Here is a 21,128-nt window from a genome sequence, read left to right as displayed (position 1 = left end):
GTGTTATGCTCTTGCTGTGAGCGTTACATTGATTTCTTTTACCGCTTCGATTACCGATTCAATTTCCGACTTCTCCGTAAAATACCCGGGGCTTAGGCGTACCGCGCCCGTTTCATACGATCCTGCAGTCTGATGGCCAAGCGGAGTGCAATGAAAACCTGATCGGACTGCGATTCCGAACTGTTGGTCCAGCAAAAACGCAATTTCCGAAGGGTCCACTCCCTCCAGTAAAAAAGAAACGATGGCCGTCCGTTCTTGCCCAACATCGGGACCCAGTATGGACAGGCCGGGAATTTGCTGAAGACCCTCCATCAGTTCATATGTCAGTGCCTTCTCCTTGGCATGAATGGTCTCCACCGTCTCGTTTAAGACAAAGCGAACACCTTCTGCCAGTCCGGCCAGGCCGACGGTATTCTGCGTTCCGGCTTCATAACGGTCTGGCCGGATCTTCGGCTGCCCGATCTCTTCGGATTTGCTTCCCGTTCCTCCGAAGAGCAGAGGCTCAAGCTCGATCTCCGGATTTATGTATAAGCCCCCGGTTCCCTGCGGTCCGAGAAGCCCCTTATGACCAGGGAATGCGAGAAGATCGATGCCCATAGCGGTTACATCAATCGGCAATACGCCGGCAGTCTGCGCCGCATCTATCAAAAGCCTGATTCGTCTCCGTCTCGCAATCTCACCGAGTTCCGCCACAGGAAGAATCGTACCTAGCAAGTTAGAACTGTGCACAGCCGTAACCAGCTTAGTCCTCTCATTAATCGCATCCTCTACCTGCTTTAAATCGAGAACGCCCTTTGCATCGGTTGTGATATACGTAACTTCGATGCCGATTGTTCGTTTCAATGCCTCGAGCGGCCTTCTGGTTGAATTATGCTCGAGGGATGTTGCGATCACATGATCCCCCGGCTTCAGCAGTCCTTGTATGGCCAAGTTTAATGCGTGTGTTGTATTCAATGTAAATGCGATATCGTTAGGATTTGCAATATGAAAAAGCTTGGACAACCGCTTGCGTGTCTCGAACAGAACGCGGCTCGCTTTCACCGCCATCGTATGGCTGCCTCTTCCCGGATTCGCTGCACTCTCAAGCATACAGCGCTCCATCGCCTCGATCACGGATGGAGGTTTCGGCCAGGTCGTTGCTGCATTATCCATATAGATGAAAGACCGATTATGATTCATTTATACTTGTTCACCGCCCCGAAACAACGATAGCATACCTAGTTTAATCTTTCCGTGGGAAGATTACAACTTGGGTATGCTATCCTCATCGCTGTTTTACGCCATCGCCTTCAGCATTTCCAGCAGCCTTTCCAAATCGCTCTTTCCAAAGTAGGAAATTTCGATTCTGCCCTTATCTTTATTCGGCTTGATCCTTACGGTTGTCTGAAATTTCTCCTGCAGAGATTCTTCCAGCTGTTCCAGGAAGGGATCGCGCTTTTTAGATTTCGACTTCGTTTTCGGCTTTCCGTTGACCTCGGTTTTCTGCACCGCCTCTTCCAGTTCGCGAACGCTCCACTCGTTAGCGACCGTCAGCTGAGCCAGCTCTCTTCTCTTTGAATCTTCTTTAATTCCGGCGAGAGCACGCGCATGTCCCATTGATAATGTTCCACGTAGAACATAGTTTTAATTTCTTCCGGAAGCGACAGCAACCGCAGGAAATTCGCAATGTGCGATCTGGACTTACCCACCTTTAGAGATAATTCTTCCTGAGTGAGTGTAAATTGGTTCATAATCGCGTTGTACGCCACCGCGACTTCAATCGCGTTCAGATCTTCCCTTTGCACATTCTCGATCAGCGCGATTTCCATCACTTGTTGATCGTTATACATTCTCACTACTGCAGGGATTGTCGCTGTGCCCAGCAGCTGTGAAGCGCGGAACCGTCGTTCACCGGCAATGATTTCATATCCCTTTAACGCCTGACGGACGATAATCGGTTGGATTACGCCGTGCTCACGGATCGATTCCGCCAAATCCTTGATTGCATCCTCGTCAAATGATTTGCGAGGCTGATAGGGATTCGGCCGCAGCTGCGACAACGGTATTTCAACAATTTTATCGTCTTCCTTAATAGATAAAGAAGTTATGAGTGCATCTAACCCTTTACCTAGCCGCTTGCTCATAGCTAATCACTTCCTTCGCCAGTTCGAGATACACCTCTGCACCTTTTGACTTCGGATCGTAAGTAATAATGGACTGCCCGTGAGAAGGCGCTTCGCTCAACCGGACGTTACGCGGAATAATCGTCTGATAAACCTTTTGTTGAAAATATTTCTTAACCTCTTCGATCACTTGGATTCCAAGATTCGTCCGAGCGTCGAACATGGTCAGCAGAACGCCTTCAATCTGCAGCGAGGTGTTCAAATGCTTCTGCACGAGTCTGATGGAATTAAGGAGCTGACTTAATCCCTCAAGCGCATAAAACTCGCATTGAATCGGGATCAAAACCGAATCGGCCGCCGTCAAAGAGTTAATCGTCAGGATGCCCAAAGATGGCGGGCAGTCGATCAGAACGTAGTCATACTCTTTGCGTACGAGTCCCAGCGCTTTCTTCAAGCGAATTTCGCGTGACATCGTCGGAACCAATTCTATTTCAGCACCTGCCAGTTGAATGGTAGCCGGAAGAATTTTAAGATTGGCAATGCCCGTCTCAGTAATAGCCTGCTTGGGATGCACCTCATTAATCAATACATCGTAAATACAGTAATTAACGTCGCCTTTGTTAATGCCGATGCCGCTTGTTGTGTTTCCTTGCGGATCGATATCGACAATCAACACTTTTTTGCCCAGAGAAGCGAGACAAGCGCCCAAATTGACCGCTGTCGTCGTCTTTCCGACACCACCTTTTTGATTGGCAACCGCAATGATTTTAGACAACCTATTCACCTCAATATTTATCGCCTTTAGGGGAAAGAAAATGCGGACCAACTCGTTCCGTTTACCGTTACATCTCTCCGGCAAACATCTGGACCGCGAACCATTCGTTAACGTTTAGGTATTTGAATAATGATTTCGTAATGATCTTCGCAATCCTTTTCACTTGCTTTGATCGGGATGCCGGAACCCGTTACCATATCAACGGATTGACGTATCGTATTCAATGCGAGACGAACATCTTTTGTAAAAGAGATTCTTTTCTGCTTGCGGGGCTTTACGGCCTCCAAGTAAAATGCGACTCTCACTTCCGTCTGTTTCACGTTTAATTCTTTCTCGATGATCTCTTCGAGCAGTTTGTTCTGCATCTCTTCATTAGGCAACGAAAGCAATGCTCTTCCATGGCGCTCCGTAATTTTACGTTCCAGTAAAGCCATCTTCACCTGCTCGCCAAGCTGAATCAGGCGGATTTTATTGGCGATTGTGGATTGGCTTTTACCGAGTCGCTGCGCCAAGCTTTCCTGCGTCAACTGATGCAGATCAATCAGCTTCTGATAAGCAATCGCTTCTTCAAGAGCGGTAAGTCCCTCCCTCTGAAGATTCTCAATAAGCGCGACGGAAGCGGCTTGGGAATCGTTGATGTCTCTTATGATTCCAGGTATCGTTTCCAGTCCGAGCTTAGTAACGGCGCGCCAACGGCGTTCCCCTGCGATAATCTCGTATTTGCCGCTCCGCATTCTAACGACAATCGGTTGTATGATCCCGTGTGTTTTGATCGTTTGGCAGAGTTCATCAATACGATCATCATCAAAAACAGAACGTGGCTGATAAGGGCTGGGCACAATATCCTTGACCGGAATTTGTTTAACTTCTTCTTGATTGCTCCGGTCCGAAAGTCCAAGCAGTCGTGAAAACGGTTCTTTCATTTCTTAATAATCACCACATTAAGTAGGATAGGGTCAAAGCTTTCTTACCCCTCTCAAGCGACGAAAAAGCGCCGCCAGTTCACGCCCGAAAGCGTATATGCGGCACACATTCTAATAGATTAATATATTCGCCGTAAACTTACTGTTTTCCTGCTATTTTAAAAACTTTCATATATCCAAATTCCACATGTTAATGCCTATAGACAAGAAAATGTTCCACGTGAAACACAACCTGCTCAAGGTAAATGTTTCACGTGGAACATTAGATTGAGTGACCGATTATTTTAACAGCGGCGATTTTAATGGGATCCCCGGCTTGCGCGGATATAAGGGTGGCGTCGAACTAACCTTTGATACAATAATCAAATGCCGTTCCGCCCCTTCAGCGGGCAGCGTTAATCGCCGAACATCGTCTATTTTACCGTTCAGTTTCTTCGCGCTGTAGCGGCTTTCCTCCAATTCAACCTCAATGTCGGAGCCCTTCATCGCAATGAACAAACCGCCGGTACGCACAAACGGGAGACAAAACTCGTTCAGCACAGCCAGCCGGGCAACAGCTCGCGCCGTGACCACATCATAATGATCGCGATGCTCTTTCATCCTGGCCGCGTCCTCCGCCCGGCTGTGTAAACAGTTAACTTGACTTAAACCGAGCTGTGAAGAGACCTCTTTAAGAAAACCGATCCGTTTGGCCAACGCATCAATGATGGTCACTTGCAAATGTGGAAATACGATGGCCAACGGAACGGAGGGAAATCCCGCACCTGAACCGATGTCTGCCAGCGAAGAATGCTCATTAAAGCTGACAGCTTTGACAAGGGTCAGAGAATCATAGAAGTGTTTTTCGTACACCGCTTCTCTTTCCGTAATACCGGTTAAATTCATCTTCTCGTTCCATTCGACAAGAAGCGCATAATAGGTCTCGAATTGCTCGAGCTGCTGCTTCGACAATGAAACGCCCAGATCTTGCAAATGTTCGATGAAATGCTGTTGAACGATGTCCATTCTTACCCCCGGGCCGCTGCTGTCACCCGATTATAGTGCTCAAGATGCACCAACAAGATCGACAGGTCCGCCGGTGTCACGCCCGAGATGCGGGAGGCTTGACCGATCGACAGAGGACGGATTTTCGCCAGCTTTTGTTTCGCTTCCATAGCAAGTCCATGAACGATATCGTAGTCGATATTTTCGGGGATCTTCTTCTTCTCCATCTTTTCCAAACGTTGCACTTGTAACAGCTGCTTTTCGATATAACCCGTATATTTAGTTTGAATTTCAACCTGTTCCTTCATATCTTCCGTCAGCTCGACAGGAGAAGGGAACAAGCTCTCAAGATGGCTGTAACTCAGCTCCGGACGCCGCAGAAGCGTAATCCCGTCGACTGTGTTTTGCAGCGGAGCGGATCCGGCGGCAGCAGCATAGTTTGAACGGCTTCGTCAGGACGGAATTTTGTTTCCTTGAGGCGGGCGATTTCCGCTTCCACACGCTCTTTCTTTTCAATAAACTTGTGGTACCGCGCTTCACTGATCAAGCCAATTTCATAACCTGTAGGAGTAAGACGCAAATCCGCATTGTCGTGCCGCAGCAGCAGACGATACTCGGCTCGGGATGTGAGCAGACGATACGGTTCGTTCGTTCCTTTAGTCACCAGATCATCGATCATGACGCCAATATACCCTTTCGAGCGATCGATAAGGACGGGTTCCCTGCCCTGCGCCTTTCTTGCCGCGTTAATGCCGGCCATAATGCCTTGTCCTGCCGCTTCTTCATAACCCGAGGTGCCGTTGATTTGACCGGCCGTGAATAAATTCGGTACGACTTTGGTCTCGAGTGAAGGCCACAGCTGGGTGGGAACGACTGCATCATACTCGATGGCATAGCCGGTTCTCATCATTTCGACTTTCTCCAAGCCGGGAATCGACCGCAAGATGCTCAGTTGAACGTCTTCCGGCATACTGGTCGAAAGACCTTGCACATAATACTCTTTCGTATTGCGTCCTTCGGGCTCCAGGAAAATCTGGTGCTTCGGCTTGTCGGCGAAACGTACGATTTTATCCTCGATCGATGGGCAATAGCGTGGTCCTGTTCCCTCGATCAATCCGGAAAACATCGGAGCACGGTGCAAATTATCATTAATAATCTGATGCGTCTCTTCGGATGTGTAGGTCAGCCAGCAAGGCAGCTGCTGCTCCGAATGGGCCATATATTCGGTTTCATAGGAAAAGTATTTAGGCTTATCGTCACCCGGCTGAATCTCCGTTTTGCTGAAATCGATCGTATCTTCATGCACTCTCGGAGGCGTTCCCGTCTTAAAGCGGGCCAATTGGAAGCCAAGGCGTGTTAGGGCTTCCGACAATTTCACGGAAGGCTGCTGATTGTTCGGTCCGCTTTCGTACATCAATTCACCCATAATGACTTTTCCGCGCAAATAGGTACCTGTTGTCATGACTACTGTTTTTGCACCGTATTCGGCGCCTGTTTTGGTAATCACCCCTTGGCAAACTCCGTCCACCACAATGAGGTCTTCCACCAAACCTTGACGCAGGGTCAGTCTTTCTTGTTTTTCAATCGTTTCTTTCATCGTTTGCTGATACAGGAATTTATCCGCTTGCGCTCTCAGCGCATGAACGGCAGGGCCTTTACCCGTATTCAGCATACGCATTTGGATGAACGTTTTATCGATATTGCGGCCCATTTCACCGCCTAATGCATCAATCTCGCGCACCACATGGCCTTTAGCGGCCCGCCTACCGACGGGTTACAAGGCATAAAGGCTACCATATCCAAATTAATTGTCAGAAGAAGCGTTTCACAGCCCATTCGGGCAGCTGCAAGGGCCGCTTCAACGCCCGCGTGGCCGGCTCCGATGACGATAACATCATAATCTCCTGCACGATAGCTCATGGTTTGTCCCCTCCTCGCTTTACTTTTTTATGTTATTTGCCCAAACAGAACTGAGAAAAAATTTGATCTAGCAGAGAGTCACCGGCGGCATCTCCTAAAATTCCGCCTAATGTATCCCAAGTGGCGGCAATGTCGATTTGAATCAGATCAATCGGAATCTGTGCTGAAGATGCAGTTATCGCATCCTCCAGTGAAGCTTTAGCCTGGTGAAGAAGGGCAATATGCCGCGCGTTGCTGACATACGTCAAATCGCCGGATTCTACATCGCCGCTCAAAAACATACTCGAAACGGCATTTTCCAGCTCCTCGATGCCTTTCCCTTCCTTGGCTGACAAATAGACGATCCGATCCGGCGGATAATCCTTTTGCACCTCTGTTATATCCAATTGCCTTGGCAAATCGATTTTATTGACGACAACAATCGTTGACCGGTCTTTGAGCTGATTAAGCAGCTTACGTTCATCTTCATGAAGCGGCTCGTTGTTATTCAACACCAGTAAAATCAAATCCGCTTCGTTCAATGCCCCATGCGATCTCTCTACTCCGATTCGTTCAACCGTATCGCTCGTTTCCCTAATACCTGCGGTATCCAATAACCGAAGAGGAATGCCGGACAAAGATATCGATTCTTCTACAATATCACGTGTCGTGCCCGGTATGTCCGTTACGATCGCCTTATTTTCACGGGCCAATGCGTTGAGCAGCGAAGACTTGCCTGCATTGGGCCGGCCGACAATGACCGTGACAATACCTTCCCTCAGTATTTTACCTTCATCGGCTCTTTTTAGAAGCTCCTTCACCTGATTCAACACCGCGCCGCAATTTTCACGGATAACGCCTGCAGTCACATCCGCAACATCATGTTCAGGATAGTCTATATTTACTTCAACGTGAGCTAACAGCTCAATGAGCTGCTGCCGCATCGGAATAATCTGCTTTGATAATGCGCCTTCCGACTGTCTTCGCGCAACCTGAAAGGCTCGATCGGATTTGGACCGGATCAGGTCGATGACCGCTTCAGCCTGGGCTAAATCAATTCTTCCATTCAGGAAGGCGCGTTTAGTAAACTCACCAGGCTCCGCCATACGAGCCCCGTGCCTCAGAACTACTTCCAACACCGACTTCACAGCGACAATGCCTCCGTGTGTACTAATCTCGACAACATCTTCAGCTGTGAACGAACGCGGGGCTTTCATCACGGTAACCAATACTTCATCCAGCACTGCCCCTGACTCCGGATCTATGATCCAGCCGTAATGGACAGTATGCGTCGAAGCTTGTCTGAGATCTTGTTTAGACTTGAACACTTTGGCGACAGTATCAACAGCTTGTTCCCCACTTACCCGAACGACCGCTATGCTGCTTTCACCCAAAGCTGTGGCGATCGCCGCTATCGTATCTTCAACCATGCCTATCCCTCATTTGTACTCACTGAATCATGAAGCAAAAAACGCAATGACCCGCCAAAAAAGCGGAAGCCATTGCGTATTCCTCTATTGTTACCTTAGTGCAATTACGATTCTGCGATTCGGTTCGTCGCCCTGACTGTAAGTCTTCACATTCGGATGAGCTTGCAGCCGAGCGTGAATGATCTTTCTTTCTTGTGACGTCATCGGCTCCAGCATAATTTCCTTCCGTGACCGCATGACCCGCGTTGCGATGCGCTCCGAGAGAGCCTCGAGTGTCTGCCGGCGCCGTTCCCGGAACTGCTCTGCGTCCAGCACGATCCGAAGATGCCGGTTCGAGTGACGATTCGCCACGATGTTAACCAGGTATTGAAGAGAATCTAAAGTCTGTCCGCGCCGGCCGATCAGAATGCCTAAGTCAGAGCCGGTTATGTTAAGCCGTACCGCATCGTTCTCATCCAACCGTTCGACAGAAACGGTGAGCTCCATCGCCGTCGAAACTTCTTGCAGAAACCGGATCGCCTCATCGATTCCATCCGAGAGCAGTTCCAGCTCCACTTTGGCTTCTTTCACTCCGATGAGTCCGAACAATCCTTTACTAGGTTGCTCCAAAACCGTCACTTTCACCCGGTCTTCAGAGACGCCTAGTTGGGCAAGGCCATTATGAACCGCTTCTTCTATTCTTTTTCCTCTGACCACCAGCTTTTTCATTTGGCAGGGCCTCCTTAACATCGCCGACAGGCTTGGGAGAACGAGCATACATGAAATAGTTCTGCACAATGGTGTAGATGTTGCTGTATATCCAATAAAGCGGCAGCGCAGCCGGGAAGTTGATCGCCATGACAAAGATCATCACAGGGAAAATAAGCATCAAAGCTTTCATTGGACCCATTTGAGGCTGCTGCTTGGCCATCATCTTGGACTGAATGTAAGTCGTTATAGCTGCTACTATAGGTAAAATATAGTACGGATCTCTCTCACCGAGCTGTAACCAGAGAAATGTATGCTGACCGATCTCTTTATTCATAACAATAGCGTTATACAGCGCTATGAATATCGGCATCTGGATCAGCAGAGGTAAACAGCCTGCCAAAGGATTAACCTGGTTCGCCTGGTAGAGCTTCATCATTTCTTCTTGTTGTTTGCGAGGATCATCTTTATGCTTGTCCCGGATCTTCTTCATCTCGGGCTGCAATGCTTGCATTGCTTTCGTGTTCTTATACTGTTTGATCATCAGCGGTAAAATGAGAGTCCGAACGATGACCGTCAGCAATAATATCGATAATCCGTACTCTCCGCCGAAAAAATCGGCAAACTTATCAAGCATCAGTGCAAACCAGTAGACCACATTGCGATACCACCAGTTGCCGGATGCCGCCAATTCTTCTGTAGATGTCGCTTGGCCTTGAGGCGTACAGCCTGCCAGTATCGACAGGACGGCTAGCGCTCCCAATACGACCCACCATTTGCGATTACGCAGCAAACCAAAAAACTCCTCTCTAAAACCCTCATCAGATGTGCAGAGAAACCCTGTTTTTAACAGAATACCACAGGTACACTATACCATAAGAAGAAAGGCAAAGAAAAGCGCGGGATTGTCCATCCGTCAGCGCCTCATTTGCCTTGTTTTTGTTTGTTGCCGCTTGTCCGCATACCATGGCCTGCCGGCTTCTTTTGTCCCTGTGCTGAGGGAGCCGCGACTTTAAGTAAACCTGCTTTCCTGAGCACATGCAGGATACTGCTTTCCATCTGCTTATATGGAAGAGACAGCGCAGGTTTTCTCACAATCAAGATTAAATCCGTATCTTCCATCAATTTACCGGCGTTCAACCGGACGATCTCTTTAATCATTCGGCGAAGCCGGTTGCGTACAACGGCTCCCCCCAGCTTGCTGCTGGCGGATATACCCAAACGAAAAGATCCCTGCTGCCCCGATCGTCTTCGCCAGTACACCACAAACTGCGAGTTGGCGAAGGAACGGCCATGCCGGTAAACGACGTTAAAATCTTCTCTTTTCCGAAGGCGAAGCTTTCTATGCACGATTAACCGCTCCATTTTGTCCGGAAATTATTAAAGAAAAAAGACCACCTTTAAAGTGGTCTTTCGCAATTATGCCGTCAGTACTTTACGTCCCTTTTGGCGGCGAGCTTGAAGAACTTTACGACCGTTCTTCGAGCTCATCCGGCTGCGGAAACCGTGTACCTTCTTGCGCTTGCTCACATTCGGCTTAAATGTCGGACCCATGATTTCAACCCCCTCACTTGCAAACTCACGTTCATCTATTAAACCACGACAGAGGAATAAAGTCAATCTCAACGCGCTCACTCCGATATCGATTATACACATGTGAATAAGTTTTTGTCGATTATTAATAGATGGTAGAACGTTGTCGAACATCCGCACATCTTATCAACAATATATAGTGCTGTGCACAGCTTTCATCCACAAGTTATTGTAATTGTGGATAACACAGCTAAAGTCGTTGAATTTCAGGGGTTTGTTTGCTATGATTAGTCGTGACTTTCCCAGTGGATTTCTTCCTTTTCTCCTCGACTTATTAACATCCTGTGTATAACTTTGTGAACAAACCCCGTTTTATCTGGACATTCTGTTAAAGAATTCAGGGAATTATGTGGATAACTCGTCATTTCTTTTATTTTCGACTTGTCCGCTTCATTGCCGTCCTCGGAATGGGTTAAAAGGAGTGAAGTTCTCGTGGACAACCGAAATAGCGACATCTGGCAGCAGGTGTTGTCGGTAATCCAAACAAAACTCAGCAAGCCAAGCTTTGACACCTGGTTCAAATCGACCAAAGCTTCTTTCTTAAGCGACAACGTGGTAGTCGTAACGGCACCCACGACTTTCGCCGCAGAATGGCTGGAGACACGTTATACGAAGCTGGTTACTTCTACGCTTTCAGAATATGTGGGCCGTCCTGTGGATGTGAGATTCGCCATCGAAGAGGTTCGTTCGGCAGAACCTCCGGCGCCGTTCCCGCAGAAGCCTGCCGTTCGTGAGCCGGCGTCAGAAGATACCATTATGCATATGCTGAACCCGAAATATACATTCGATACGTTCGTCATCGGCGCAGGCAACCGGTTTGCGCACGCTGCGTCGCTTGCCGTCGCGGAGGCGCCGGCCAAAGCCTATAATCCTTTCTTTCTATATGGAGGCGTCGGATTAGGCAAAACCCATCTCATGCACGCGATCGGCCATTATATTCTGGAACATAATCCTCATATGAAGGTTCTGTATTTATCATCCGAGAAATTCACCAATGAGTTCATTAACGCGATCCGCGATAACAGGGGCGAAAGCTTTCGCAACAAATACCGCAACATCGATGTCCTGCTCATTGACGATATTCAATTCCTAGCCGGTAAAGAAGGAACGCAAGAGGAATTTTTCCATACATTTAATGCTTTGCATGAAGAACATAAGCAAATCGTCATTTCCAGTGACCGTCCGCCTAAAGAGATTCCTACATTAGAGGAGAGGCTCCGTTCCCGGTTCGAATGGGGTCTCATTACGGATATACAACCGCCCGACTTGGAAACCAGAATTGCAATCCTCCGCAAAAAGGCGAGGGCCGAGAATCTCGATATTCCGAATGAAGCGATGATGTATATTGCCAATATGATTGATTCGAATATCCGTGAGTTAGAAGGTGCGCTCATTCGCATCGTCGCCTATTCTTCGCTTACGAACCAAGATATATCCTCGCATTTGGCGGCAGAGGCATTGAAGGATATTCTGCCAAGCGGTCGCAATCGCGTACTTACAATGCAGGACATTCAACAGCGGGTCGGGGAGTATTACGGGTTGAAGCTCGAGGATTTCAAAGCGCGCAAACGGACGAAAGCCATCGCTTTCCCAAGGCAAATCGCCATGTATTTATCTCGTGAATTAACGGATTATTCGCTTCCTAAGATCGGAGATGCATTCGGGGGACGAGATCATACGACCGTCATCCATGCGCATGACAAGATTACGCAGCAATTGAAGATCGATCAAGAACTCTACAAAATTATCAACAGTCTGACGGAGAAAATCAAAAATCTATCTTAAAAAACAAAGGCGCCTATGCACAAAGCATACACAATGTGGATAGGCGTTCTTTTCGACTTTTTTCGCCTTATCCACATATTCACCGCCCCTACTACGACTTTAATAATTAAAACATGATACAATATACAAAAATTGATGAGGTGAACCGAGTGAAATTGACGATCTTGCGCAACGAATTGAACGAGGCCATCCAGCATGTGTCCAAAGCCGTTGCATCCCGAACGACTATCCCGATTCTCAGCGGTATTAAGCTGGAAGCGACCAATACGGGATTAACTTTAACGGCAAGCGATACAGATATTTCCATCCAAAGCTTTATACCCATGGAAACTCCGGATAAAACAATCGGTACTGTCGAAAAAACGGGAAGCGTTGTATTGCCGGCTAAATTTTTCGTTGAGATCGTGAAAAAATTGCCGCACGAAGAAGTGCATCTCGAGGTTGGGGATCGTTTTCAAACGATGATCACTTCCGGCGCAACCGAGATTCAGCTCGTCGGGCTCGATCCTGAGGAATTTCCCGTTCTTCCGACCGTACAGGAAGATCAAGTTGTATCGATACCTGGAGATTTGCTTAAAGATATGATCAGACAAACCGTATTCGCGGTAACGACGAACGAATCAACCCCGATATTGACAGGTGTTTTATGGAATCTGCAAGAAGGTGTATATAAGTTCGTCGCCACGGACCGCCACCGTTTGGCAAGCCGCACGGCTGCTATCGAAATGTACGATGTGCGTTTCTCAAACATCGTCATTTCCGGCAAAACACTAAACGAATTAGCCAAAATCGTACCGGATCAAAATGTGATGGTTGATATTGTCGTTGCCGACAATCAAGTATTGTTCAAACTCGGAAATGTGCTTTTCTATTCCCGCATGTTGGATGGGACGTACCCCGACACTTCAAAGATTATTCCGCAAACCTTCAAAACAGAACTCATTCTTAATACCAAACAGCTTAGCGATGCGATCGATCGCGCTTATTTGCTTTCCCGTGAAGAGAAGACGAACATTGTCCGTCTGATGACCACGGAGGACGGAGGCATCGAAATTTCATCCAGCTCTTCGGAATTGGGCAAAGTAACGGAACAGTTAGCCGTAACGGAGCTGCGGGGAGAACCGCTCAAAATTGCATTTAACTCGAAATATATGCTTGATGTACTGAAAGTTCTCGACAGCGAAGAATTGTTCATCGGTTTTACCGGCGCAATGAGTCCGATCATTATTAAACCGCGAGATAACGAGAACAGTCTGCATCTGATACTCCCTTATCGAACAACGAATTGAGGCGTAAAAAGGATGAAGAACATCGACATTTCGACGGAATACATCACCCTCGGCCAGCTGCTTAAATTGGCGGATTGTATCAGCACCGGGGGAGAAGTGAAATTTTATCTGCAGGAAAAAAGCGTTCAAGTGAACGGTCAATCCGAGAACCGCAGAGGCCGGAAGCTGGTGATCGGCGATCGCATTGAAGTGGAAGGCTGCGGAGAATTCATTGTGGCTGCGCGCAAACCTTGATCAATGGTCAAGGGTGAGGAAGACCGCTTGCCTGGAAAGGGATTTTAGATGCAGTTAACGACGTTGGAGCTTCAAGGATACCGGAATTACGATTCTTTAAAGATGACCACCGAAGCCGGCGTTAATATCTTTATCGGACCTAATGCCCAAGGCAAAACGAACCTGCTTGAAGCGATTCACGTGCTCTCCTTGACGAAGTCGCACCGAACCTCCAAGGACCGGGAACTGATCGGATGGAATCACCAGGCTGCCGTCATCCGCGCGCATATGGAGAGAAAATACGGCAATGTGTCGCTCGATCTGCAAATTTCGCCGCAGGGTAAAAAAGCAAAGATTAACGGATTGGAACAACGGAAACTAAGCGGCTTTGTCGGTACGCTTAATGTCGTGCTGTTTGCTCCGGAAGATCTGGATATCGTCAAAGGGGCTCCCGGCATCCGCCGCCGGTTCATGGACATGGAGATCGGCCAGGTGCACCCGGGCTATTTGTATGACATGCAGCAGTATCAGAAAATATTGCAGCAGCGGAACAATTATTTGAAATCCACGGATGTAAAGAAAGCATCCCCGGAGATGTTGGAAGTTTGGAACGAACAACTGGCATCTTACGGTGTTAAAATGATGCAAAGAAGGCAAAACTTTATATTACAGCTGCAAAAATGGGCTGAAAAAATCCATGCCGGCATTACCGCCGGAAACGAGCATTTAACGGTGGAGTATCGCCCATCGTTCGGAATTGCGCCTGGAAGCGACAGCCAACATCATCCTTCTTTATTAGAGCAATTTATGTTAAAGTTATCACAGGGTAAAGAACAGGAATTCCGCAGGGGCATAACTTTGACCGGACCTCATCGGGACGATTTGGCTTTTGCCATTAACGGCAAGGACGTTCAATCTTTCGGATCTCAAGGCCAACAACGCACAGCTGCCCTCTCTTTGAAACTGGCTGAATTGGAATTGATGCACGAGGAGATTGGAGAGTATCCGCTGCTGCTTCTCGACGATGTGCTTTCGGAATTGGACCAGACTCGGCAAACTCAATTGATCGAAACGTTCCAGAGCCGCGTGCAGACTTTTATTACGACAACAGGGTTGGAAAGCGTAAATATGAGCCGGTTAAAGGATGCATCCGTTTTTCATGTGAGAAACGGGCAATTGCTGCGTTAACGCAGGGAGGAATTCCATGTATATTCATCTCGGCGGGGAGAAGATCATCCGCACATCGCAGCTCGTAGCCATCTTTGATATTTCCATAGAGCAATCCTCCAAATTGTCGCGACAGTTCGTCGCGCAGGCACAGAAGAACAAGGAAGTCGAGACGATCGGCGAAGAGGAACCGAAGTCGATTGTCGTCACCGAACAGAAGGTTTACTATTCTCCTATTTCTTCCTCCACGCTCAAGAAAAGAGCGCATTATCTGGACGGTTAAAAGCAGCGGCAATGTATAGAAGGCGGTGGAAAGTTTGTCCGTAAATTCACAGCAGCATACGTATGATGAAAGTCAGATTCAGGTGTTGGAAGGTTTGGAAGCGGTACGCAAACGTCCGGGTATGTATATCGGTTCCACCAGCGGAAAAGGCTTGCACCATCTTGTATGGGAAGTTGTCGATAATAGTATCGACGAGGCGCTGGCAGGGTATTGCGACCGGATTGATGTGATCATTCATGAAGACAACAGTGTGACAGTTATAGATAACGGCCGGGGAATTCCGGTCGGTGAGAACGTGAAAATGAAAAAATCGACGCTTGAAGTTGTCATGACCGTGCTCCACGCGGGTGGTAAATTCGGCGGCGAAGGTTATAAAGTTTCGGGCGGTCTGCACGGTGTCGGTGTATCCGTCGTTAACGCGCTGTCTGAACAGGTGATTGTCCGCGTTAAACGCGAAGGCAAGATTCATGAGCAGGAGTATCACCGCGGAGTACCACAACAAGATTTGAGAATTGTAGGAGAGACGGAAGAGACCGGTACGCAGGTGCGGTTTAAGCCGGATCCGGAAATTTTTACGGAAACGACCGTTTTTGATTACGATACGCTCGTTGGCCGCATTCGTGAGCTTGCCTTTCTGAACAAAGGGATTCAAATCAATCTCTCTGACGAGAGATCGGGCATGAGTGAAACGTTCAAATATGAGGGCGGAATCATTGAGTTCGTTCGGTATTTGAACCGCACACGCGAGGTCATGCATGAACAGCCGATTTACGTCGAGGGATCAAGAGATCACATTCATTGTGAAATCGCTATGCAGTACAACGACGGCTATTCGGAAAATCTATATTCTTTTGCCAATAATATTAATACACACGAAGGAGGCACTCATGAATCAGGTTTTAAGAGTGCCTTGACAAGAATTATTAACGATTACGCCCGCAAAATGGGCTTTGTTAAAGAAAGCGAATCGAATCTGACCGGTGATGATGTCAGGGAAGGCTTAACGGCGATCATTTCTGTTAAGATACCCGAGCCTCAGTTCGAAGGGCAAACCAAAACGAAACTCGGAAACAGCGAAGTACGCGGAATCGTGGAATCCTTGTTCAGTGAAAAATTGCTGCAGTTCATGGATGAAAATCCGACAGTTGCACGCAAAGTAATGGAGAAATCATTGCAAGCGGCACGGGCTAGAGAAGCGGCTCGCAAGGCGCGCGAGCTTACCCGGCGTAAAAGCGCGCTTGAAGTCAGCGCACTGCCGGGGAAACTCGCGGACTGTTCGTCGAAGGATGCATCCATTTGCGAGATCTACATCGTTGAGGGTGACTCTGCAGGCGGGTCCGCCAAACAAGGTCGAGATCGTCATTTCCAGGCCATTCTGCCGCTGAGAGGTAAAATCCTGAACGTTGAGAAAGCGCGTTTGGATCGGATTCTGTCCAATACGGAAATTCGTGCGATTATCACTGCTCTCGGAACAGGAATAGCGGATGATTTCGATATTACGAAAGCCCGCTATCACAAGATTGTTATCATGACGGATGCCGACGTCGACGGTGCGCATATCCGCACGCTGCTTCTTACCTTCTTCTACCGCTATATGCGAAAACTCGTTGAAGAAGGCTATGTTTATATCGCGCAGCCGCCTCTTTTCAAAGTGGAGAGGAACAAAGTCGTGCGTTATGCACAGAGCGAGCAGGAACGGGATGCGATCATCGCGGAATTCGGCGAAGGCGCCAAAGTGAATGTTCAACGGTACAAAGGTTTGGGAGAAATGAACGCCGAGCAGCTATGGGACACTACGATGGACCCGGACAGCCGGACGATGCTGCAGGTGCGGATCGAAGACGCCATGAAAGCCGATTTGATCTTCGACGCGCTGATGGGCGATAACGTGGAGCCGCGCCGGGATTTCATCAATCAATATGCGAAATTCGTCAAGAACTTGGATGTCTAATTGTTCGCGACATGAGTTTAAGGGCAAGTACAATACAGGGGGTATCTCTTCCAGGAGGTACCCCCTGCAATTACATTTTTCTTCTTCTTTTGATCGGGAAGCGGCCATAAGAGACGGCATAAGCATACATACGCCGGAAAATGTCAGGATTCCTGAGCTTGCGGAATAAGAACGGATCAGGCAGTGTATTGACCTCGAGGATCCATAGCTTCTTATTCTGGTCAATCGCGGCATCTACTCCAATTTCTTTCAGCCGGGGGAATCGTTTCTCCAAAACTTTTGCTACGTTTACGCCCAACGTTTGAAGCTGTTTTTGGAAGTCAAGAATCTCTTCGCTAGACATATGGTTACTCAGCAGTTTATCAATCGGAAGAGGCGTTCCGCCGCTGTGATAGTTGGTGACAACCTTGCCGGGATGGGCGAGGCGTCCGATAATACCTGTGGTTTCCCAGAAGGAGCGCGGGTTTTTCTGAACCATGATCCTCAGATCGAAACGACGCCCGCCATGCTTCAGCAGATGAATGCCTTGCTGCGTAAGGTATGCCTTCCGTTGCTTAAGGGCCAGCAGTTTACGGTACATATAATCGAATGACCCGAACCGATATTTGCGGAGTCCGGATTGAAACCGGTATGGCCGTGATGCTCGGCCTTTCTTTTTGACTCGTATGACGCCTTTTCCGAAAGTGCCGCGTACCGGTTTTACATAAATCATCTCGTATTTATCCAGCATTTGTTGTACATTTCCGCGGTTGAAGGCTCGGGTGTCGGGAACGAACTCGTGTAAAACGGGATCGCCGACAAGCGGCTTGGTTTTCGCCAGTTTGCTGCGGACGCGTTGGATCGGCATTGGTGTCATTCAACCTTTCCCCTCAACATTGTGCTATAATGGAATTATTGTATTTGTTAATTTATGACGGAAAACGCCCTGGCGTGAGCATTGTCAAAGGGCGTTTTTCTCAGTATGTATAAATCAACTTTGTGTCCATCGCATTAATAAGGAGGATCTGCATGGCTGAAGAACAACGCTCCCAATATAGAGACCGTGATATCGGGGTCGAGATGCGGGAATCGTTCATGGATTACGCAATGAGCATTATTGTCAGCCGGGCATTGCCGGACGTTCGCGACGGACTGAAACCGGTTCACCGCCGTATTCTGTTTGCGATGTCCGAGCTCGGTATGGCCCCTGATAAACCTTATAAGAAATCGGCGAGGATCGTCGGAGAAGTCATCGGTAAATATCATCCGCATGGAGACTCGGCGGTATACGAATCCATGGTACGTATGGCTCAAGACTTTTCGCTGCGATATATGATGGTGGACGGGCACGGGAACTTCGGCTCGATCGACGGGGATTCCGCGGCGGCTATGCGTTATACCGAGGCGCGGTTGTCGAAGATCGCAATGGAAATGCTGCGCGATATCAACAAAGAGACAATCGATTTCAATCCGAACTATGACGGTGAGGAACATGAGCCTGCCGTGCTTCCGGCGCGATATCCCAATTTGCTGGTGAACGGGAACACCGGTATTGCAGTAGGGATGGCCACCAACATTCCGCCTCACAATCTGACTGAAGTCATTGACGGAACCCAAGCATTAATCCGCGATCCGGATCTGACCCCGAACGATTTGATGGAATACATCAAAGGACCGGATTTTCCTACATCCGGGTTTATTCTCGGGCGGGAGGGCATTCGCCAGGCCTATAACACGGGACGCGGTTCCGTAACGATGAGGGCTCGCGCGGAAATTGAAGAAGTAAACGGCAAAGCGCGAATAATCGTCCATGAGCTGCCGTATCAGGTTATTAAAGCACGTCTTGTGGAGAAAATCGCGGAGCTTGTACGGGATAAGAAGATCGACGGTATTACCGATCTGCGGGACGAATCGGACCGCAACGGTATGCGGGTTGTCATTGAGCTTCGCCGTGACGTGACGCCTACCGTCGTACTGAATAACTTGTACAAGCATACGCAGATGCAGTCTACTTTCGGCATCAACATGCTGGCTATAGTGAATAAAGAGCCTAGAACTCTGAATTTGCGTGACGTGCTGCATCATTATATCCAGCACCAAGTCGAAGTGATTCGGCGCCGCACTGAATTTGAACTGAAGAAGGCGGAAGCGCGCGCGCACATTCTGGAAGGCTTGCGGGTAGCGTTAGATCATCTGGATGAAGTCATCGCGTTGATCCGCTCTTCACAAACGGCAGAAGAGGCCCGTGAAGGGCTGATCACACGCTTCGGTCTGTCCCACGATCAAGCTCAGGCTATTCTGGAAATGCGTCTCCAACGCCTGACCGGGTTGGAGCGCGACCGGATCGAGCAGGAATACAACGAGCTCGTACAAAAAATCGCCGAATATAAAGCCATTCTTGCAGACGAGGGGCTTGTGAGAGACATCATTCACGATGAGCTCCAGGAAATCAAGGAGCGGTTCGGCGATGAGCGGCGTACGGAAATCACGGCCAGCGACTCGGAGATCATGGATGAAGATCTCATTCCGCGAGACGAAGTCGTGATCACGATGAGCCATTCCGGTTACATCAAAAGGCTTCCTGTATCCACCTACCGCAATCAGCGCAGAGGCGGACGAGGAATTATGGGAATGGGAACGAAAGAAGACGACTTCGTTGAAAATCTGTTCGTCTCGAATACGCACCACTTCCTCCTGTTCTTTACGAACAAAGGGCGGGTGTTCCGGTTGAAAGCTTACGAAATTCCGGATTTAAGCCGGACTGCGCGAGGCACGCCGATCATTAACCTGATTCAGATCGAACAAGGTGAAACGATCCAGGCGGTGATTCCGGTCGAATCATTCGAGCCGAATAAGTTCCTCTTCTTTGCAACCCGCAAAGGGATAGTAAAGAAGACACCGCTGGATGACTACTCCAACATTCGAAAAGTCGGCTTGATCGCGATCTCGCTGCGTGAAGACGATGATTTGATCGGTGTCAAGCTGACCGACGGCGATCGTGAAATCATTATGGGAACCAGCGAAGGCATGTCCATTCGTTTCTCCGAGCAGGATGTCCGTTCGATGGGCCGTTCTGCCACAGGGGTCAAAGGTATCCAGTTGGATGACAAAGACAAGGTCATCGATATGGATGTCGTACAGCCGGAGGAGACGGTGCTTATTGTCACCACCAAAGGTTACGGCAAACGTACCCCGCTGTCGGAATACAGAATTCAAACACGCGGCGGCAAAGGAATCAAAACACTCAATGTCACCGACAAGAACGGTGAGATAGTGAGCTTGAAGGTCGTTAACAATGATGAGGACCTGATGATCATGACATCGTCCGGCACACTGATTCGTACAAGCATGTCGGGTATTAACACGATGGGACGGATTACCCAAGGTGTTAAGCTGATCAACATAAGAGAAGACGACTTCGTAGCTACCGTAGCCAGAGCTCCTAAGAATGAAGATGAGGACGACCTGGAAACGGACGATGAAGGTGTTGTATCCGAAGATTCAGCGGGTGAAACCGAAGCCTGAGTATGATATATCGTTCACTGTTGTGAAGCTGCTTATGTACGGCAGACGCAGGGCGACGACGCCTTCGTCTGGCCGTTTTATTATGTATTTATTTGGCATTGACGCGGATTTCCGTTCTGTGATAAATTATTGTTCGGCGCGGTCAATGAAGTTGAATGCGGAGCAGCAGAAATCGACAATTGATAAGGCTTTAGGAAGAAATTGGTTGTTGCATCTGACTTGCCGGCTGTGATATATTATTCAAGTCGCCTCTTGAGCGGCACGGTAATAAAAAGCAGTAACATTGTTCTTTGAAAACTGAACATCGAGCGTAATACGGTTCCTGTCGTCCTTTGGGACGATAGACAACGATTTACTTTTTTAAGTCAGCATTTTGAGCCTTCATGGCTCTCTATTATGGAGAGTTTGATCCTGGCTCAGGACGAACGCTGGCGGCGTGCCTAATACATGCAAGTCGAGCGGAGTTGATGAGAAGCTTGCTTCTCTGATGCTTAGCGGCGGACGGGTGAGTAACACGTAGGCAACCTGCCCACAAGATCGGGA

At 48.5% G+C, this 21,128-nt stretch carries 17 protein-coding genes, 1 rRNA gene and 2 pseudogenes; 8 read left to right on the top strand and 12 right to left on the bottom strand.

Annotation, left to right across the window (positions count from 1 at the left end):
- Positions 1-3: 3 nt before the first annotated feature.
- From SD71_RS08410 to rpmH, 11 genes and pseudogenes are all read right to left on the bottom strand, one after another.
- The gene (locus SD71_RS08410; protein ID WP_041062002.1) at positions 4-1,179 is read right to left on the bottom strand and encodes an aminotransferase class V-fold PLP-dependent enzyme; all 1,176 of its coding nucleotides are present in this window, start codon (positions 1,177-1,179) and stop codon (positions 4-6) included.
- 96 nt (positions 1,180-1,275) lie between these two features.
- Positions 1,276-2,123: pseudogene (locus SD71_RS08405) on the bottom strand (ParB/RepB/Spo0J family partition protein).
- A complete protein-coding gene (locus SD71_RS08400; RefSeq protein WP_041062001.1) occupies positions 2,104-2,877 on the bottom strand; it encodes a ParA family protein in 774 nt (257 codons plus the stop codon). Before SD71_RS08400 ends, SD71_RS08405 begins: the two are co-directional and overlap by 20 nt.
- A gap of 107 nt (positions 2,878-2,984) precedes the next feature.
- Positions 2,985-3,800 (bottom strand): nucleoid occlusion protein, encoded by an 816-nt coding sequence (gene noc / locus SD71_RS08395; RefSeq protein WP_041062000.1) that lies wholly within the window; start codon positions 3,798-3,800, stop codon positions 2,985-2,987.
- A 279-nt stretch (positions 3,801-4,079) separates the two neighbouring features.
- Entirely contained in the window at positions 4,080-4,805 is a 726-nt protein-coding gene (gene rsmG, locus SD71_RS08390; protein WP_041061999.1) for a 16S rRNA (guanine(527)-N(7))-methyltransferase RsmG, read from the bottom strand.
- 2 nt (positions 4,806-4,807) lie between these two features.
- Positions 4,808-6,704, bottom strand: a pseudogene (mnmG, locus tag SD71_RS08385) (tRNA uridine-5-carboxymethylaminomethyl(34) synthesis enzyme MnmG).
- 32 nt (positions 6,705-6,736) lie between these two features.
- Positions 6,737-8,113: a tRNA uridine-5-carboxymethylaminomethyl(34) synthesis GTPase MnmE gene (mnmE, locus tag SD71_RS08380; RefSeq protein WP_041061998.1), complete on the bottom strand. Its 1,377-nt coding sequence runs from the start codon at positions 8,111-8,113 to the stop codon at positions 6,737-6,739.
- A 90-nt stretch (positions 8,114-8,203) separates the two neighbouring features.
- Positions 8,204-8,821: an RNA-binding cell elongation regulator Jag/EloR gene (jag, locus tag SD71_RS08375; RefSeq protein ID WP_041061997.1), complete on the bottom strand. Its 618-nt coding sequence runs from the start codon at positions 8,819-8,821 to the stop codon at positions 8,204-8,206.
- Positions 8,772-9,593, bottom strand: a complete 822-nt coding sequence (locus tag SD71_RS08370; RefSeq protein ID WP_041061996.1) for a YidC/Oxa1 family membrane protein insertase — start codon at positions 9,591-9,593, stop codon at positions 8,772-8,774. Before SD71_RS08370 ends, jag begins: the two co-directional genes overlap by 50 nt.
- Before the next feature lie 131 nt (positions 9,594-9,724).
- A complete protein-coding gene (gene rnpA, locus SD71_RS08365) occupies positions 9,725-10,150 on the bottom strand; it encodes a ribonuclease P protein component (protein WP_082034135.1) in 426 nt (141 codons plus the stop codon).
- Between the two features lie 69 nt (positions 10,151-10,219).
- A complete protein-coding gene (gene rpmH / locus SD71_RS08360; RefSeq protein WP_041061995.1) occupies positions 10,220-10,354 on the bottom strand; it encodes a 50S ribosomal protein L34 in 135 nt (44 codons plus the stop codon).
- Positions 10,355-10,825: 471 nt separating this feature from the next.
- Between rpmH and dnaA the strand changes: the two genes are divergently transcribed.
- From dnaA to gyrB, 6 genes are all read left to right on the top strand, one after another.
- A complete protein-coding gene (dnaA, locus tag SD71_RS08355; RefSeq protein WP_041061994.1) occupies positions 10,826-12,178 on the top strand; it encodes a chromosomal replication initiator protein DnaA in 1,353 nt (450 codons plus the stop codon).
- A 149-nt stretch (positions 12,179-12,327) separates the two neighbouring features.
- On the top strand, positions 12,328-13,467 hold the full coding sequence (dnaN, locus tag SD71_RS08350; RefSeq protein WP_041061993.1) for a DNA polymerase III subunit beta: 1,140 nt from the start codon (positions 12,328-12,330) through the stop codon (positions 13,465-13,467).
- Positions 13,468-13,479: 12 nt separating this feature from the next.
- Positions 13,480-13,701 carry a S4 domain-containing protein YaaA gene (gene yaaA / locus SD71_RS08345; protein ID WP_041061992.1) on the top strand — a complete coding sequence of 74 codons (222 nt, stop codon included), beginning with the start codon at positions 13,480-13,482 and terminating at the stop codon, positions 13,699-13,701.
- A 48-nt stretch (positions 13,702-13,749) separates the two neighbouring features.
- Positions 13,750-14,868 (top strand): DNA replication/repair protein RecF, encoded by a 1,119-nt coding sequence (gene recF, locus SD71_RS08340; RefSeq protein WP_041061991.1) that lies wholly within the window; start codon positions 13,750-13,752, stop codon positions 14,866-14,868.
- 16 nt (positions 14,869-14,884) lie between these two features.
- Positions 14,885-15,130, top strand: coding sequence for an extracellular matrix regulator RemB (gene remB / locus SD71_RS08335; protein WP_041061990.1), 246 nt, complete (start codon positions 14,885-14,887; stop codon positions 15,128-15,130).
- A 34-nt stretch (positions 15,131-15,164) separates the two neighbouring features.
- Positions 15,165-17,081 carry a DNA topoisomerase (ATP-hydrolyzing) subunit B gene (gene gyrB / locus SD71_RS08330; RefSeq protein ID WP_041061989.1) on the top strand — a complete coding sequence of 639 codons (1,917 nt, stop codon included), beginning with the start codon at positions 15,165-15,167 and terminating at the stop codon, positions 17,079-17,081.
- A gap of 70 nt (positions 17,082-17,151) precedes the next feature.
- Here gyrB and SD71_RS08325 read toward each other — a convergent pair whose 3' ends face one another.
- Positions 17,152-17,937, bottom strand: coding sequence for a YheC/YheD family protein (locus SD71_RS08325; RefSeq protein ID WP_082034129.1), 786 nt, complete (start codon positions 17,935-17,937; stop codon positions 17,152-17,154).
- A 152-nt stretch (positions 17,938-18,089) separates the two neighbouring features.
- Between SD71_RS08325 and gyrA the strand changes: the two genes are divergently transcribed.
- Both gyrA and SD71_RS08310 read left to right on the top strand, forming a co-directional pair.
- Positions 18,090-20,585: a DNA gyrase subunit A gene (gene gyrA / locus SD71_RS08320; protein ID WP_041061988.1), complete on the top strand. Its 2,496-nt coding sequence runs from the start codon at positions 18,090-18,092 to the stop codon at positions 20,583-20,585.
- A 393-nt stretch (positions 20,586-20,978) separates the two neighbouring features.
- Positions 20,979-21,128, top strand: a 16S ribosomal RNA gene (locus tag SD71_RS08310); the annotation flags it as partial.

Origin of the sequence: Cohnella kolymensis (assembly GCF_000829465.1) — a bacterium.
GTDB classification, from domain to species: domain Bacteria; phylum Bacillota; class Bacilli; order Paenibacillales; family Paenibacillaceae; genus Cohnella; species Cohnella kolymensis.
The sequence above is the reverse complement of the archived record's forward strand: the minus strand, read 5'-3'. Positions and strand labels throughout refer to the sequence as shown.

Excerpts from the sequence above, each read along its gene's own strand:
- SD71_RS08410 (WP_041062002.1), bottom strand. The coding sequence starts at position 1,179 with ATGAATCATAATCGGTCTTTCATCTATATGGATAATGCAGCAACGACC.
- noc (WP_041062000.1), bottom strand. The coding sequence starts at position 3,800 with ATGAAAGAACCGTTTTCACGACTGCTTGGACTTTCGGACCGGAGCAAT.
- rsmG (WP_041061999.1), bottom strand. The coding sequence starts at position 4,805 with ATGGACATCGTTCAACAGCATTTCATCGAACATTTGCAAGATCTGGGC.
- mnmE (WP_041061998.1), bottom strand. The coding sequence starts at position 8,113 with ATGGTTGAAGATACGATAGCGGCGATCGCCACAGCTTTGGGTGAAAGC.
- jag (WP_041061997.1), bottom strand. The coding sequence starts at position 8,821 with ATGAAAAAGCTGGTGGTCAGAGGAAAAAGAATAGAAGAAGCGGTTCAT.
- rpmH (WP_041061995.1), bottom strand. The coding sequence starts at position 10,354 with ATGGGTCCGACATTTAAGCCGAATGTGAGCAAGCGCAAGAAGGTACAC.
- yaaA (WP_041061992.1), top strand. The coding sequence starts at position 13,480 with ATGAAGAACATCGACATTTCGACGGAATACATCACCCTCGGCCAGCTG.
- recF (WP_041061991.1), top strand. The coding sequence starts at position 13,750 with ATGCAGTTAACGACGTTGGAGCTTCAAGGATACCGGAATTACGATTCT.
- remB (WP_041061990.1), top strand. The coding sequence starts at position 14,885 with ATGTATATTCATCTCGGCGGGGAGAAGATCATCCGCACATCGCAGCTC.
- SD71_RS08325 (WP_082034129.1), bottom strand. The coding sequence starts at position 17,937 with ATGACACCAATGCCGATCCAACGCGTCCGCAGCAAACTGGCGAAAACC.
- gyrA (WP_041061988.1), top strand. The coding sequence starts at position 18,090 with ATGGCTGAAGAACAACGCTCCCAATATAGAGACCGTGATATCGGGGTC.